Origin of the sequence: Bordetella ansorpii (genome assembly GCF_900078705.1) — a bacterium.
Classification (GTDB): Bacteria; Pseudomonadota; Gammaproteobacteria; order Burkholderiales; family Burkholderiaceae_B; genus Bordetella; species Bordetella ansorpii_A.
The window spans coordinates 528292-541269 of sequence record NZ_FKIF01000006.1; the positions used below are offsets into that span (position 1 = coordinate 528292).

Below are 12978 nucleotides of genomic sequence, written 5' to 3' on the forward strand. Positions count from 1 at the left end.
ATCATGCAAAGCCGTTCACTGCGCGCTTTCCTGGCGCTGCATCAATTCGGTACGGTGACCGCGGCCGCGCAAGCCGTGCACCTCTCCCCCGCAGCCGTCAGCGTCCAGCTCCGAAATCTCGAGGAAGAGCTGGGTGTGGAACTATTCGTTCGCACGGGCCGCTCGATACTGCTGAACGACCGGGCGCACCAGCTCGTGCCTCTGGCGCGCCAGATATTGGATCTACAAGCGGAAATGGCGTCGCTTGGCGACAGTCGCACGCTCAAAGGAAGGCTGGCGCTGGGCGTTATAACGAGCACGCTGTCGGGCGGCCTGCCGGAAGTCTTGAGGCGGCTCAGCGCGGACCACCCCTCGCTGGAGTTGCGCATTACCGCGAAAAGATCGCCCGACCTGGCACTACAAGTGGAGGCAGGCGTGCTGGACGCGGCGGTGATTTCCATGCCGCCACCGCATGTGTCGACGTCGCTGGGCTTCCACGCACTCTATACGGAACCGCTGGCGCTCGTAATGAGCGCGCAGAGAAGTTTCACCAGCGTCAAGGCCGCGCTGCAAGAGCATCCGTACATTGCCTTCGACAAGACCACCTGGATAGGCAAGCAGATCGAGACGTTTCTTGCGGATTCGGGCCTCACGGTTCATCCCGTCATGGAATTGGATTCTCATGATGCCGTCCTCTCTCTGGTCCGGCATGACATCGGCGTGACCGTACTGCCCGTCCTGAAAGGCCCGGCCCGGCACGACGGCGCGCTGAAATTCGTGGACCTGCCCGGGACATACCGGACCGTATGCCTAGCCGTCCGACCCGCCAATAGCGGCAGCCGCGCCACGCAAGTTCTCATAAGCTGTTTTAGAGAATTCGGCCAGACCTCTCCTCTGTCGAAATGAGCCCACACAAGGGCCGCAAAACGCCACCTCTCGCGCCGAGAATCGAAAAAACCGATGCTGACATGAACTAAAATTTGCTTTTAGTAAATCTCGCGGCTTTCTACTATGGGCATGCTTGCCACCGAGCCGACTGGCCCAGTTTGAATGCGCGGCGGCCGAGTGCAATCATGCACTGCACCAGAGGGAGACCCTTTTGAAAGTCGTCGTGACAGAATTCATGGATGCGCCTGCAGTCGATCGGCTGATGTCGAACGCCGAGGTGACATACGACCCTCAACTGGCCAACGACCTTCCTCGAATGCTCGAGCTAGCGGCCGATTGCGACGCCCTTATCGTCCGAAACCGTACGCAGGTGCGCGGCGAGCTGTTGGCATCTCTTAAAAGATGCAAAGTGGTGGGCCGCCTTGGCGTCGGCTTGGACAACATCGATCTCGACGGCTGCAAGGCGCAGGGCATTCAAGTCTTTCCGGCAACCGGTGCCAACGCCAACAGTGTCGCGGAGTACGTCGTCGCCACAGCGCTGATTCTGCTGCGCGGGTCATACACCTCCACAGGGGCGGTCGCCGCCGGCGAATGGCCCAGGGACGCGTTGTCAAAGGGCCGCGAGATCGCTGGAAAGACATTGGGACTGCTCGGTTTTGGTTCGATTGGCCAACTGACCGCGCGGCTTGCAAAGGCGCTTGGAATGTCCGTCATGGCTTTCGATCCCGGAATGGCGCACGACGATCCGGTCTTTGCCAAGCTCGGCGTTGCCGCGTCGGATCTCGATAGCCTGATCAAGGAGTCGGACGTCATCAGCCTGCACATGCCCCTGCTCGAGTCGACCCGTGATTTTTGCGACGAACGCCGTATCAACGCGATGAAACCGGGAGCCGTGCTGATCAATACGGCTCGGGGCGGAATCGTCGATGAAATCGCCGTGGCGGCAGCGCTACGAAGCGGTCATCTGGCAGGCGCGGCCCTTGATGTCTTCAAAGAAGAGCCGCTTCCCGATGCACCGCATTTCCGCGGCTGCCCGAATCTGATCCTCACTCCCCACACTGCCGGTTTGACGCTCGAGTCAAATCAACGAGTAAGCAGTCTAGTTGCAGAGAAGGTCCTCGAAGCACTGGGCTGATTCTGCGACGCCACCATAAGAAGCGTACAGACAGGAGACACAATGATTACCAGAAGAATGCTGCTTGCATCGGCGCTGGCGCTTGCCGCCGTCGCGCCCGTTGTCAACGCGCAAGCGACGGACTACCTGAAAAAGGGCAGCGTCTTGCGATATGTGGTGCCTTTCCCCCCGGGCGGGCTTACTGACGTCATGGCACGTCTGGTCGGCCAGCAACTCGGCGAACGGCTGAATGTGACGGTCGTCGTCGAGAACCGTCCGGGTGCCGGAGCAATGATCGGGGCCGAACAGGTTTCGCGGGCAACGCCGGATGGCAATACGCTATTGGCTATTACCATGACCCACTCCGTCAACGCGACGTTGCTGCGCGACCGCAGCCGCTTTGATATCACGAAGGACCTGAAGCCCGTGGCCTTGCTGGCGTCGACGCCGATCCTGGTCGTGGTACCTGCGAACAGCAGCATTCACACGCTCGACGACCTGGCCAAGGCTGCGAAAACCAAGGAATTGAATGCGGGGTCAAGCGGCGTGGGCACGCCGTCACACCTGTCGCTGGCGCTGTTCAATCAGCTCAACGGCACAAAGATCCTGCACATTCCCTATAGCGGGGGTTCACCGTCGCTGACGGACCTGATGGGCGGTCAACTGGATGTGATTTTCAGCAATTACGCGGAATCTCTGCCCTACGTTCAATCAGGCAAGCTTCGCGCCATTGCGATCGCGAGTGCGGAACGAAACCCGCAACTGCCGAATGTACCCACATCAAGTGAAGCCGGTATGCCAAAGCTGAACGTCGAGCAGTGGACCGCGGTCATGCTGCCCAGCGGGACACCTGATGCCGTCGTTCAACGCTTGGGAAAGGAGCTGGTGAACATCATGGCGGTCCCCGCAGTCGCCGAAAAAACGCGCTCGCTCGGATTCCGGGCGGACGCGCGCGGGCCGGCGGAGTTCGCAACCTTCTGGGGCGATGAAGTTGCTCGTTGGCGCGCGGTCATCGAGGCCGCGGGCATCAAGGCCGAGTAGGCGGCATACCGCCGGGCGGGGGCCCCCGCCCGGTGACGGGCTTTACAGCCTGCGCTCTTCCGAGAATCGCTGCCGCGATGCCTTGCCTTCCATCCCCCCTTCCCTATCGCCTCAATCATGGGGCAACCGGGCGTCGGGGAAGCCCGGTGCGATTCAGATCGTCGCAAGGCCCGACGCTCACTCGCCCTTGATCTTCGCCTCTTCGATCACGCCGCTCCACTTTTTCATTTCGCGATCGATGAAGCCGGCAAAGTCCGCCGCGTTGCCGGGATGGGGTTCCATGCCCTGCGCCAGCAACGTGCGCTGGATGTCCGCGTCCTTGAGCGCGCCGTTGATTTCCCTGTCGAGGCGGCTGACGATGGCGGCAGGCGTGCCGCCGGGAGCCATGAAGCCGTACCAGCCGGAGGCGACCACGTTGGCCAGGCCTTGTTCGCGCAAGGTCGGCGCGTCCGGGTATATCTTGCTGCGTGCCGTCGACGCCACGCCCAGTGCGCGCAGCTTGCCTGCCTGGATATGCGGGAGCGCGGCGGTGATGGCGGTCAGCGTCGCGTCGAGCCGGCCTGCGAGCAGGTCCGTATACGCAGGGACGTCGCCGCGATACTGCACGCTCAGGCCCTTGACGCCGGCGTCGCGCAGGAACAGCTCGGCGGCAAGGTGCGGGAGCGAACCGGTGCCCGGGGTACCGAAAGTCAGCCCGTTGGCCTGCGCTTTGCCGAAAGCGATCAACTCCTGCGCCGTCCGTGCCGGCGACTCGGTATTCACGATCAAGAACAATGGCACGGTCGCCGCCATGGCGACCGCCTGCAGGTCTTTCCTCGGGTCGTAGCCAAGCTTGCCGTACAGGGCCTCCAACGTGGCGTAAGGCGCCGCGCCATACAGCAGTGTGTAGCCATCGGCCGGCGCGTGGGCAACGAAGTCATTGCCCAGCCGGGTGCCCGCTCCCGCCTTGTTTTCGACGATGAAGGACTGGTTCAGGCGGCGGCCAAGGTATTGCGCGAACAGCCGGGCGGACAGGTCATTGGGGCCGCCGACGCCATAGGGGGAAATGATGCGAACGGGGCGCGCGGGCCAATCGCCCTGCGCGAAAACGCGCGGTGCCACGCCACCGCACAGCCCCGCCGCGGCCGTGCCGAGAAAAGCCCGCCTGGTCATGTTCATGAGAGTCTCCTGATTATTCGTATAGGATCGCCGACCCGGCACCATGCCGATGCGAGCGGGGGCGAGCTTGGAATATTAGGGGCACAAATCTATCAGTACAAACTTCATTTTCTTGATAATTCAAAGGTTAAAATTATAAATTCGAGACCGCCGGAAATCGGCTGAACAAAGGAGGCCTCATGGCAATCGAGGTGACGCTCAGGCAGCTGCGTGCATTCCTGGCCGTGCGGGAATGCGGCAGTTTTTCCGAGGCGGCGCAAACCCTGCATCTTTCGCAGGCGGCGCTCAGCGGTTTGGTCAAGGAACTGGAGAGCCGGCTGGGCGTACGGCTGCTGGATCGCAACACCCGCAACGTGAGCGCCTCGGCAATCGGCGAGGCATTCGAACCCATGGTGCGGCGGGTGCTCGCGGACCTGGACGAGGCCTTGGAGGGTGTCAGCAATCTGAAGGCGCTGCGGCGCGGACTGGTGCGGGTTGCCGCGCCCGAGCCCTTGTCCTGCACGCTGCTGCCCGAGCTGATCGCGGGTTACAGCGAGGCTTATCCAGGCATAGAGGTGCGTTTCGACGACATTCCGATCGAACAGGTGTTGACCCATCTGCAGAATGGCAGCGCGGATATCGGCTTCGGACCCGCGGGGGTGTTGACGGATGACGCAATCGATGTGCACGTGGTGCGGGCGGATCCCTTATGGGCGGCGCTGCGTGCGGACGACCCCTTGGCAAGAGGCGAATCGGTGACCTGGAAAGATTTGCGTGAGCGGCCCTTGATCAACTACATGCCCAACCTGGCGCTGAATGTCCTGGCCAATGTGCCCTCTCGCCGTCATCCCCAGGATATCGTCGCGGTTCATCGGGTGAACACGGCCCTGTCGATGTTGCGGGTACGGCCCGGATACGTGATCTGCCCATCCATGGCTCGGCCCCTGGTCGAAGGGTTCGGACTGGCGTTTCGCGCCATCCTGCAGCCGGTAGTGACCTGGCGGATCGCCATGTTCGTGCGGCCGCGCAGTTCGATCTCGCCCGCGGTGGAACGGTTTCTGGACTATGCCTTGCGCTTCGGCAGCCACAACGCCGATAAATAAGTTTAGCTTATAGAAAATTCAGAAATCACAGTTTGTGTGATAGAAGCGCCCCCGGTATCTTTGCCTATCCCCGGAGACCTGCCGCGCACGGAACCATGACGTCATCGCGCTGACTGGCAGTCGCCGCCTTTAGCCATCGGATGCCCATGCCGCTGCCCGACCTCGATTCTTTTCTCTCACCCCGTTCCATCGCGATCGTGGGAGCTTCTTCCAACCCCGCCAAGATCGGTGCCGTGCCCGTCCGCTATCTGGTTGAGCACGGTTACGACGGCGCCATCTATCCCATCAACGCCCGTGCGGACCAGATCGAAGGCCGGCGGGCGTATCCATCGCTGCGGGCGGTCGAAGCCCCCATTGATCTCGCCGTTTTCGCCATTCCAGCATCCAGCGTGGACGCGGCCCTGGATGACGCCATCGCCGCCAGGGTGAAGAATATCGTCATGTTCTCGGCCGGCTTCGCCGAGATGGGCAAGGAAGGCGAGCAGGCCCAGGCTGAGTTTGCCGCCAGGGCCAAGGCCGCCGGCATACGCGTGCTGGGGCCGAACTGTCTGGGCTTCATGAATGTGGCCCGGGCGGTCTATGCCACCTTTTCGCCCGTGGTTGGCACCGGCGCGAACGAGCCGGGCAGCGTCGGGATCGTCAGCCAGAGCGGCGCCTTTGGCGCCTACGCCTACGCGATGTCGCGCGAACGCGGGCTGGGCCTGTCGGCTTGGATCACCACCGGCAACGAGTCGGATATCGGCGTTGCCGATTGCATTGCATGGATGGCACGCGATCCAGCCACGCGGGTGATCATGGCCTACCTGGAGGGGTGCAAGGATGGCCGTAAGCTGAGAGATGCCCTCGACCTGGCGCGCGCCGCAGGCAAGCCCGTCGTCGTGGTCAAGGTGGGCCGCACTGAGCTGGGCGCCTTGACCGCGGCGTCCCATACCGCCGCGCTGGCGGGCGACGACGCGGTATTCGATGCCCTTTTCCGGCAACACGGCGCGTATCGCGCCCGCAATATCGAGGAGTTCTTCGACGTTGCCCATGGGCTGGCGGTGGCCGGGCTGCCCCCCAACAAGCAGGTCGGCTTGTTGACGGTGTCCGGCGGCGTGGGCGTCATGATGGCCGACGAGGCCGCCGACGCGGCACTGGAGGTCACGGCGCTTCCCGCCGCCGCGCAAGCGATGATCCATGCCCGGGTGCCGCTGGCGGCCACCCATAACCCGGTGGACATTACCGGCCAGGTCACCGCCGAGCCGGATCTGCTGGAGGCCACGGCGCGCATCATGCTGGGTGAAGCCGGCCACGGCAGCCTGCTGATATTCCTCGCGGCGTTTGGGGCCACGCCGGCCATGCGGATACTGCAGCAGCAGATGGCGCAGGCGCTGCGCAACGACTTTCCCGGACGCTTGATCATCTTCAGCACCCTGGCGGACACCGCGCAGCAGCGCGCGCTGGAAGCAGCGGGGTGCCTGTCCTTTACCGATCCGGCGCGCGCGGTGCGGGTCATGGCCGCCATGCAGTTCTTCATCCGCCACGCAGATCGCGTCAGCCGTTCGGACGCGGAAACGTCATGGCCCGGGGCCATTGCCGCAATGCCGGCTCCGCAGGACGCCAGCGCCGCGCCGGGCCCCTTGCGGCGCGTGGCCCACAACGAAGCCGATGCCCTGGGAACGCTCAGGGCATACGGTATTCCCACCGTCCCGTTCCATCGCGCGAACAGCCCTGACGAGGTCATCGCCGGCGCGCGGTCGCTGGGCTTCCCGGTGGCGATGAAAGTTCTTTCCGCCGACATCACGCACAAGAGCGATGTCGGCGGCGTGGTGCTCGACATCCGTGATGCGGACGAAGCCGTTGCCGCCCATGCCCGCATTCTCGATGCCGCGCGGTCCTCCGCGCCAAACGCCCGGATCGATGGCGTGCTGGTGGCGCGCATGGTGCGCGGCGGCGTCGAGTGCATTCTAGGCGCGCGGCGCGATCCGGCATTGGGCGTCGTCGTCATGCTGGGTTCAGGCGGCGTGACGGTCGAGCTGCTGGGCGACGTCACGTTCCGCCTGGCGCCCGTCGATATCGGTCAGGCCCGCGCGATGGTCGGTGAGCTCAGGACCGCACGGCTGTTGCAAGGCTTTCGGGGCAAGCCCCCCTGCGACGTCGAGGCCCTGGCCGAAGCCATCGTCCGCTTGTCCCGTTTTGCGCTGGCCGCGGGAGACTCGCTCGAATCGGTGGAACTGAATCCTTTTGTCGTACTGCCCGCGGGCCAGGGCGCGCTGGCGCTCGACGCCGTGTTGCTGACGGCTCCGCCGGCCACCGCGAACGCAAGCTCGCCGGCATTCGCGCCTTCCGTTTCCTTCTGAGAGTCGTTCGACCATGAACAATGATATCGGCGCATCCAGCGTGCAATCGGCCGCTCGCCAAGCCGTCATGATCACACTGCCCTTGTTCGAGATGGCCCGCATGCGCGCCGCCAACACGGCGCGCAAACATCCGGTCCGGGGGTTTGCCGGCGATAGCCCCTCCTCGCGCATGCGCTGGCTGAATCAGTTCACCCATACGAGGCGCCTGCGGGGCCCGGACGACAAGGAAGTCGTCACGCCGAACAATGACACGTTATTCACCAATGCCTGGCTGGATCTGTCCGAGGGGCCCGTCGTCATCGATGTGCCGGCCATGGGCCAGCGCTATTGGGTCCTGGGTTTCCTGGACGCCTGGACCAACCCCTGGGCCTACGCAGGCCGCCGCATGACCGGGTGCGAGGCGCAACGACTCTTCGTGCACGGGCCGGCCTGGCGCGGGGGCGTGCCCGCGGGAATGCATGAAATCAGCGCTCCCAGCAATGATGTCTGGGTCATCGGCCGCATCCTGGTCGATGCGACGGCGCGGGATCTGGCGGAAGTCCACGCATTGCAAGACCGTTTCGCGCTTCTTCGCATGGACGGTACGCCGGCGCTTTCGCGCATCGATACCTTGATCGACGAGCGGGGCGCCGGCGTGCCCCAGGCACAGGAGTATTCGCGCGTGGTGGACGCGATGCTGGCGCGCAATCCATCCGCGCATCCATTGCCCGCATGGCCGATCGCGCCCGAGTTGCTTCAGCAGGCTTTGGATGACGTATACACGGAACTGCGTGACGTCGCGCAGTCTTCCGAACTCGGTGGCGGCTGGACGACCGCTGTCAACGTGCGCGACGACTTCGGCGACGACTTCGTCACCCGCGCCCGCATCGCGCGGAACTGGATAGGCACATTGGGTATCGACGAGGCCATGTACATCATGGCGGAAGTCGATGAACAGGGGCTGGCATTGAGCGGGACGCACCGTTATGAATTGCACTTTCCACGCTCCGGCCTGCCGCAGGTGGCATCTTTCTGGTCCATCACCCTGTACCGGCGCAGCGATTGCCTGCTGGTGGCGAATCCCATAGGCCGTCATTCGATCGGCGATCGTACACAGGGTTTGCTGCAAGACGCCGATGGCGGACTGCGCATACGCATCCAACCCGACGATCCCGGCCATGGGCACAACTGGCTGCCCGCGCCCGCGGATGAAGGCTTCTACCTGACATTGCGCCTCTATACCCCGGCGCGCTCACACCTGGAAGGGACGTTTGCCTATCCGCCGGTACGGCGGTTGGCGTGAAGGAAGAGAATCCATGCAGAAAGATGTCTTTGTCATCTCCGCGGTACGCACCGCCATTGGCGCCTTCGGCGGCACGCTGAAGAGTACCCCGCCCGCCGAGCTGGCGACGCTCGTGGTGCGTGAGGCCCTGGCGCGCAGCGGGGCCGCCCCTGACAGCGTCGGACATGTGTCCATGGGTACGGTCATCCTCACCGAGCCGCGCGATATCTATATGAGCCGCATCGCCGCGCTGGACGCGGGATTGCCGCAGTCGGCGTCGGCGTTCAATATCAACCGTCTTTGCGGGTCCGGTCTGCAGGCCATCATCTCTTCGGCGCAAGCGGTTGCGGCCGGCGATTGCGAACTGGCGGTAGGCGCGGGCGCGGAATGCATGTCGCGCGCCGGCTACCTGTCGCCGTCGAACCGGTGGGGCGCGCGCATGGGTGACACCGTGATGCTGGACCTGATGCTGAACGCGCTGCACGATCCCTTCCACAACGTACACATGGGAATCACCGCCGAAAACGTGGCCGAACGCTACGGCATTTCACGCCGCATGATGGACGAGATGGCGGTAAGCAGCCATCAGCGCGCTGCCACCGCCATACGCGAGGGACGGTTCAAGGACCAGATCGTCGCGGTGAACGTCGCCTCGCGCCGTGGAGACATCGTGTTCGAGGTGGACGAGCACGTGAAAGCAGACACGACGCTGGAGGTGCTGAGCACCTTGAAACCGGTGTTCAAGCGCGATGGCGGCACCGTGACCGCCGGCAATTCCGCCGGCCTCAACGATGGAGCGGCTGCCCTGGTGCTGGCCAGCGCCGAGGCGGTGAAAACACAGAACCTGGCGCCCATTGGACGGCTGGTCGGCTACGCCTATGCGGGTGTCGAGCCCGCCCTCATGGGCACAGGCCCCATTCCGGCGACGCGGGCGGTGCTGGCGCGCACGGGCTTGAATGTCGCCGACATGGACGTCATCGAATCGAACGAGGCCTTCGCCGCCCAGGCCTGTGCGGTCATGCGCGAGTTGGACTTCGATCCGGCCAAGGTCAACCCCAACGGCTCGGGCATATCGTTGGGCCATCCGATCGGCGCGACTGGCGCGGTGATCGCCACCAAGGCGCTGCATGAACTGCAACGGATACGCGGGCGCTATGCGCTGGTGACGATGTGTATAGGCGGCGGGCAGGGTATTGCCGCCATCTTCGAGCGGGTTTGACCGTGATGGCCGTCAGCAAGCACAAGGGAAAGCAATGTCGAACGTCTTGAAAAACCGGGTGGCGATAGTCACCGGCGCAGGCGGCGGGCTGGGGCGCACACACGCGCTGGAGCTGGCGCGTCACGGCGCCCAGGTCGTGGTGAATGACCTGGGCGAATCCGCACAGGCCGTGGCCGAGGAAATTCGGCGAGCCGGCGGTCAGGCGACTGCGCATGAGAGCGACGTTACCCGTTACGAAGACATGGAAGCCATGGCTGCGCATGCGGTCGCCGAGTTCGGACGGGTGGACATCCTGGTGAACAACGCGGGGGTCCTGCGTGACCGCAGCTTCGCCAAGATGTCGCTGGATGAATTCCGCCTCGTACTCGACGTGCACGTCATGGGGACGGTCCATGCCACCAAGGCGGTCTGGGCGGGAATGCGCGAACAGAACTATGGCCGCATCATCATGACGACCTCTTCGTCAGGGCTATATGGGAACTTCGGTCAATCCAACTACGGTGCGGCGAAGATGGCGCTGGTGGGGCTGATGCAGACGCTGGCGCTGGAGGGCGCCGCGAGGAATGTGCGGGTGAATTGCCTCGCCCCCAGCGCGGTCACGGCCATGACGGAAGGACTGCTGCCACCCGAGGCGCAGGCGGTCTTGACGCCGGAACGCGTCAGTACCGCATTGTTGGCCTTGGTGCGCGAGGACGCTCCCACGCGCATGATTCTTCTGGCGGGCGGCGGCAGTTTCGAAAACGCCCACATCACCATGACGCAAGGCATTCATATCGCCGACGGCAATGATCCCGCCGCCACGCTGCCGGCAAAGTTGGCGGCCGTGCAGGACCAGGCTGGCCAGATGAGCCCGGCCTCGGGCTGGGACCAGGCTAGGCATGAGGTGGGTAAAGCGCTGGCCGGGACCGGCGGCACAGTTCGCTCCCTTGGCATCGAGGTCGACGATGCTCTTAAGATGGGTGAACAAACAGAGGTTTGATGCATCCCGGCCGGCGAGCGTTCGCTTGCCGGCCAAGAGCGGCCAAGAGCGGACGGCTGCGACGACGGCAGATGCAACTAAAAGTTCTCCGACGATCCGCGCAAGGGCCTGCGCGGGATGGCGGCTAACATAGCCGCCATCAGCGCTCTAGCACCGACAAGATGCTCCTGGCCGCACCCACAGCCATCCCACGCAAACCACCATTAGTCGTGCCACCTATGTGGGGCGTGAGAATGGCGTTTGGGGTTTCGGTCCATGGAGATTCTGTGTCGATAGGCTCATCGACAAAACAATCTAGACCAAGGTAGAGTTCGTGGGCCTGCAATTTCTTGCGCATGGCTACCTCGTCCAAGATCCCAGCTCGTGCGGTATTTACCACGATGGCTCCTTTGCGCAACAAATCCAACCTGTGCGCATCCAGCATATTGCGAGTCGATTCGTCCAGCGGACAATGCAACGAAACGACATCGCTGGACGTAAGCAGTTCTTCCAGTTCAACCTTTTGGACGCCTTCCGGCAACTGATCCACCTGCAGGTAAGGATCGCAAACCATCACGCGCATACCGATCGCCTGCGCGAACCGCACCACCCTCGCGCCAATGGATCCGCAGCCCACCACACCCAGCATCGCACCAGATAACTCGAAGCCCTGGTAGCTTTGTTTGTCCCAATGGCCTTCGTGCATGCGCCGATCGAGCCAGCTTATGTGTCGTGCGCAAGCGAGGATCAGACACAGAGCCAGTTCCGCAACCGCTTGGCTGTTTGACCCAACTGCGGCAATTGCCTGGATGTCAAGCCGCTTCGCAGCTTCCCGATCGATGGCGTCCATCCCTACACCATGCCGACCGATGACTCTCAACTTCTGGGAAGCCAAGAGTACCTGCTCGGTTATTCTCCCGTAGCGAAACAGGATGCCAACCGGCTGTTCGCGCCTCACTAGCGCGGTTAAGTCTTCCTGTGTAAATCGCGCACCGGTGTAGCAGAGACGGTAGCCCTTCAAGAGCGCGACGGCGTCTGGGTGGACTTTCTCTTCGGTGATGACAATGGTTTCTTGGCTCATTTTTTCTCTACGTCTAGTGATCGTTCGTTCACTAGTTAAAGCTCTCAAGAATGTGGCGCATGTTGTCTCCAGCCTTGCTTATCGTGCCTCTGTAAGTTGAGGCACTTGATCAATGGCTCTCATGTCCTACGGAATGGGCGCGCGAGCGTATCACGCGCGTTTCCGCTTAAAGACGCTCCCCCTCTGCAAGCACGCCGGCGGTGCGCAGCGCACCTTCGAGCCAGGAGGCTGACGTGTCACCACGCCGAATCTGGTCCATGCGCTTGGCTTCGTCAGCTACCTTCTTCGCTGCCAAGGGCAGAAGCGTGGCGACGTGCTCACGTTCGAGTGCTACCACACCGTCAATGTCGCCTATGACGAGATCTCCGGGGTTCACGGTTACCCCTGCGCAGCTCACTGACGCGCCGATACGGCCTGCCACGTTTTTTGTAGGACCGTTAGGATTGGTTCCAATGGCAAAGACGGGAAAGCCCAATTCCCGGAGTTCGTCGCAGTCGCGCACGGCACCGTCGACAACGACGCCTGCGAGCTTTCGAACTTTGCAGGCGTTTATCATCAGCGCACCCATCAACGCCGCAGTCATATCGCCCTTGCCGTCAATGACCAGCACATCTCCGGGCTGTGCAAGCGCTATTGCAGCGTGAATCATCAGGTTGTCGCCGGGACGCACATCGACGGTGAATGCAGGTCCGACGAGCCTCATGCTCGGGTGAACGGCGGCCATGCGCCCATGCATTGCGCCCCGGCGACCATTCACGTCGGCAAATATCGCCGCTTGATATTGCGCTGCCTGCTGGACATGCTCCACAGAGACGCGGGCGAAGTCTCGATTTATGTTTGAGGTGGTCATGTGAGAAG

General features: G+C 63.1%; 11 protein-coding genes. 8 read left to right on the forward strand and 3 right to left on the reverse strand.

Features of this window, described 5'->3' with window-relative positions:
- Positions 1 to 3: 3 nt before the first annotated feature.
- From A6745_RS12760 to A6745_RS12770, 3 genes are all read left to right on the forward strand, one after another.
- Positions 4 to 885: a LysR substrate-binding domain-containing protein gene (locus tag A6745_RS12760; protein ID WP_066127590.1), complete on the forward strand. Its 882-nt coding sequence runs from the start codon at positions 4 to 6 to the stop codon at positions 883 to 885.
- Between the two features lie 193 nt (positions 886 to 1078).
- Positions 1079 to 2002 (forward strand): hydroxyacid dehydrogenase, encoded by a 924-nt coding sequence (locus tag A6745_RS12765; protein ID WP_231885990.1) that lies wholly within the window; start codon positions 1079 to 1081, stop codon positions 2000 to 2002.
- Between the two features lie 42 nt (positions 2003 to 2044).
- Positions 2045 to 3022 (forward strand): Bug family tripartite tricarboxylate transporter substrate binding protein, encoded by a 978-nt coding sequence (locus tag A6745_RS12770; RefSeq protein WP_066127592.1) that lies wholly within the window; start codon positions 2045 to 2047, stop codon positions 3020 to 3022.
- Positions 3023 to 3199: 177 nt separating this feature from the next.
- Here A6745_RS12770 and A6745_RS12775 read toward each other — a convergent pair whose 3' ends face one another.
- Positions 3200 to 4225 (reverse strand): Bug family tripartite tricarboxylate transporter substrate binding protein, encoded by a 1026-nt coding sequence (locus A6745_RS12775; protein WP_331000007.1) that lies wholly within the window; start codon positions 4223 to 4225, stop codon positions 3200 to 3202.
- 134 nt (positions 4226 to 4359) lie between these two features.
- Between A6745_RS12775 and A6745_RS12780 the strand changes: the two genes are divergently transcribed.
- The 5 genes from A6745_RS12780 to A6745_RS12800 all read left to right on the forward strand — a co-directional run bounded on the left by A6745_RS12780 (position 4360) and on the right by A6745_RS12800 (position 11060).
- Positions 4360 to 5262, forward strand: a complete 903-nt coding sequence (locus A6745_RS12780; RefSeq protein WP_066127596.1) for a LysR family transcriptional regulator — start codon at positions 4360 to 4362, stop codon at positions 5260 to 5262.
- Between the two features lie 146 nt (positions 5263 to 5408).
- Complete coding sequence (locus A6745_RS12785; protein WP_066128818.1) at positions 5409 to 7601, forward strand: acetate--CoA ligase family protein; 2193 nt, start codon at positions 5409 to 5411, stop codon at positions 7599 to 7601.
- Positions 7602 to 7701: 100 nt separating this feature from the next.
- Positions 7702 to 8883 (forward strand): DUF1254 domain-containing protein, encoded by a 1182-nt coding sequence (locus A6745_RS12790; RefSeq protein WP_331000008.1) that lies wholly within the window; start codon positions 7702 to 7704, stop codon positions 8881 to 8883.
- A gap of 13 nt (positions 8884 to 8896) precedes the next feature.
- The gene (locus tag A6745_RS12795; RefSeq protein WP_066127600.1) at positions 8897 to 10081 is read left to right on the forward strand and encodes an acetyl-CoA C-acyltransferase family protein; all 1185 of its coding nucleotides are present in this window, start codon (positions 8897 to 8899) and stop codon (positions 10079 to 10081) included.
- Positions 10082 to 10115: 34 nt separating this feature from the next.
- Complete coding sequence (locus A6745_RS12800) at positions 10116 to 11060, forward strand: SDR family NAD(P)-dependent oxidoreductase (RefSeq protein ID WP_066127602.1); 945 nt, start codon at positions 10116 to 10118, stop codon at positions 11058 to 11060.
- A 139-nt stretch (positions 11061 to 11199) separates the two neighbouring features.
- Here A6745_RS12800 and A6745_RS12805 read toward each other — a convergent pair whose 3' ends face one another.
- A complete protein-coding gene (locus A6745_RS12805) occupies positions 11200 to 12120 on the reverse strand; it encodes an NAD(P)-dependent oxidoreductase (protein ID WP_066127604.1) in 921 nt (306 codons plus the stop codon).
- A 166-nt stretch (positions 12121 to 12286) separates the two neighbouring features.
- Positions 12287 to 12970: an RraA family protein gene (locus tag A6745_RS12810; RefSeq protein WP_066127606.1), complete on the reverse strand. Its 684-nt coding sequence runs from the start codon at positions 12968 to 12970 to the stop codon at positions 12287 to 12289.
- Positions 12971 to 12978 lie beyond the last annotated feature (8 nt).

Excerpts from the sequence above, each read along its gene's own strand:
- A6745_RS12795 (WP_066127600.1), top strand. The coding sequence starts at position 8,897 with ATGCAGAAAGATGTCTTTGTCATCTCCGCGGTACGCACCGCCATTGGC.
- A6745_RS12785 (WP_066128818.1), top strand. The coding sequence starts at position 5,409 with ATGCCGCTGCCCGACCTCGATTCTTTTCTCTCACCCCGTTCCATCGCG.
- A6745_RS12770 (WP_066127592.1), top strand. The coding sequence starts at position 2,045 with ATGATTACCAGAAGAATGCTGCTTGCATCGGCGCTGGCGCTTGCCGCC.
- A6745_RS12760 (WP_066127590.1), top strand. The coding sequence starts at position 4 with ATGCAAAGCCGTTCACTGCGCGCTTTCCTGGCGCTGCATCAATTCGGT.
- A6745_RS12805 (WP_066127604.1), bottom strand. The coding sequence starts at position 12,120 with ATGAGCCAAGAAACCATTGTCATCACCGAAGAGAAAGTCCACCCAGAC.
- A6745_RS12810 (WP_066127606.1), bottom strand. The coding sequence starts at position 12,970 with ATGACCACCTCAAACATAAATCGAGACTTCGCCCGCGTCTCTGTGGAG.
- A6745_RS12800 (WP_066127602.1), top strand. The coding sequence starts at position 10,116 with ATGTCGAACGTCTTGAAAAACCGGGTGGCGATAGTCACCGGCGCAGGC.
- A6745_RS12775 (WP_331000007.1), bottom strand. The coding sequence starts at position 4,225 with ATGGTGCCGGGTCGGCGATCCTATACGAATAATCAGGAGACTCTCATG.
- A6745_RS12790 (WP_331000008.1), top strand. The coding sequence starts at position 7,702 with ATGCGCGCCGCCAACACGGCGCGCAAACATCCGGTCCGGGGGTTTGCC.
- A6745_RS12780 (WP_066127596.1), top strand. The coding sequence starts at position 4,360 with ATGGCAATCGAGGTGACGCTCAGGCAGCTGCGTGCATTCCTGGCCGTG.